At 45.9% G+C, this 1,980-nt stretch carries 2 protein-coding genes and 4 tRNA genes; all 6 read left to right on the top strand.

The genetic code is table 11. The annotated features are described in order from the left end of the window. Positions 1 to 1,008, top strand: a 1,008-nt coding sequence (locus tag B7C60_RS11575) for an aspartate kinase (protein ID WP_245869250.1), incomplete at its 5' end; no start/stop codon positions are given. Between the two features lie 90 nt (positions 1,009 to 1,098). After that, entirely contained in the window at positions 1,099 to 1,296 is a 198-nt protein-coding gene (gene csrA, locus B7C60_RS11580; protein ID WP_099611788.1) for a carbon storage regulator CsrA, read from the top strand. A gap of 225 nt (positions 1,297 to 1,521) precedes the next feature. Further along, positions 1,522 to 1,614: transfer RNA gene (locus tag B7C60_RS11585), tRNA-Ser, on the top strand. A gap of 33 nt (positions 1,615 to 1,647) precedes the next feature. Then, positions 1,648 to 1,724 (top strand) — tRNA-Arg (locus tag B7C60_RS11590). Positions 1,725 to 1,746: 22 nt separating this feature from the next. Then, positions 1,747 to 1,839: transfer RNA gene (locus B7C60_RS11595), tRNA-Ser, on the top strand. A 64-nt stretch (positions 1,840 to 1,903) separates the two neighbouring features. Further along, a tRNA-Arg gene (locus B7C60_RS11600) sits at positions 1,904 to 1,980 on the top strand.

The following is a 1,980-nucleotide window of genomic DNA, read 5'->3' on the forward strand; positions in this document are numbered from 1 at the left end:
CGTGTACCGAATGCAAGAGAGCTTGATGTTTTACTCTCTGCGGGTGAGCAAATGTCGATGGCATTACTTGCCATGGTTTTAAATAAATTGGGGTATCCCGCTTGTTCCCTTACTGGAACGCAAGCCAACATTGTCACCGATAACCAACACAACAATGCAACGATCAAGTCGATCGATACCCGAACCATTCGCGAATTATTGACTCAAGGGCTTATTGTGGTCATCGCAGGCTTCCAAGGGGTGAATGAGAAAGGGGATATCACCACATTAGGTCGAGGGGGATCGGACACGAGTGCCGTGGCGTTAGCTGGCGTACTCAACGCTGATGAATGTCAAATTTTTACGGATGTGGATGGCATATATACCTGTGATCCTCGCGTGGTGCCATCTGCGCGTAAATTGGCGGTGATCGACTTCCCTTCGATGGAAGAAATGGCCCGTAAAGGGGCGAAAGTGTTGCACTTACCTTGCGTTCAATATGCGTGGAAACATCAAGTCCCACTCAGAGTGTTATCGACCTTTGATACCAATCAAGGGAGCTTAATTAAAGGTGAGCGGGGAACACAGAACATATGTGGCATTGCGATTCAGAGGGAGATGCTACTCGTCAAGATTGAATCTGACGATGCCACCATTCTGGAAAAGCAGTGCCATATGCTGGGGATCGAACTATGGAATGTGATCGAGGAAGCAGAATGGACGGCGATAGTGATAAAACAGGACGCTTATGCGAAGTTAGAACTGGTGTTTAACGGTAAAATCCGCAATAGTGAACCTGTGAGTTTGTTAACCACCGTTGGATTGCAAGCTGCTACGTTGGTGGAGCATTCTTGTGCTTTATTGACCGAACAAGGGATAGATGTGCATTATGTCTCCACAAGCTCGCAATCATTGATGTTAACGCTTGCGCCGCATAAGGTGGATAATGCGGCTAATATTTTGCACAAGGCTTATATTTATTCGGACACTTCGCTGGCGTTTGAGGCAAAGCAGATGCTTTTAGGCTGATTTAGATGCAATAAAGTTTACTGGGAGATAACTTTTAGTAGATAATAGCGTAGTTGCAAGATAATACAGAGATTACTCAAGGAGCAAAGAATGCTAATTTTGACTCGCCGCGTTGGCGAAACACTGATGATCGGTGATGAAGTAACGGTAACAGTTTTGGGTGTAAAAGGTAATCAAGTACGGATAGGTGTTAACGCTCCCAAAGAAGTATCTGTGCACCGTGAAGAAATTTACATGCGCATTCAAGCAGAAAAAGGTAATGGTAACGTTGCTCCTAGCAACTACTAATTATCGAGATAAGGCTGGTATTAACCGGCCTTATTTATTTTTTGTTCGTTAAGAATCACGGTATTGTGCATTTGAAATAGCGTGATAAATCCTAGGCTTTGGTACTTAAGTGTAAAAAGTCAACGCTTTGGTTAAATAGCCAACGGTTAACGTTTTTTTTAAAACTTTTACCAAGAAAGTGTTTGACATATTTTTGGTAAATCGTAATATGTGCCTCCGCAAGACGGTGAGGTGGCCGAGAGGCTGAAGGCGCTCCCCTGCTAAGGGAGTATACGGTTTGTAGCCGTATCGAGGGTTCGAATCCCTCCCTCACCGCCATTCTTGCAAGGCTTATAATAATTAAGCAACCGCGCGTCCTTAGCTCAGCTGGATAGAGTACCTGGCTACGAACCAGGCGGTCGGAGGTTCGAATCCTCCAGGACGCGCCATATAATAGAGAAACATGCTTGTGGTGAGGTGGCCGAGAGGCTGAAGGCGCTCCCCTGCTAAGGGAGTATACGGTTTGTAGCCGTATCGAGGGTTCGAATCCCTCCCTCACCGCCATTTGTTGGTTTATTGCTAACAATTTTGTTTCGAAGAGATTTTAGTGTGATTTATCACATTCTGCGCGCTCATAGCTCAGCTGGATAGAGTACCTGGCTACGAACCAGGCGGTCGGAGGTTCGAATCCTCCTGAGCGCGCCA

The sequence above is a fragment of the Vibrio fujianensis genome, from assembly GCF_002749895.1.
GTDB classification, from domain to species: Bacteria; Pseudomonadota; Gammaproteobacteria; order Enterobacterales; family Vibrionaceae; genus Vibrio; species Vibrio fujianensis.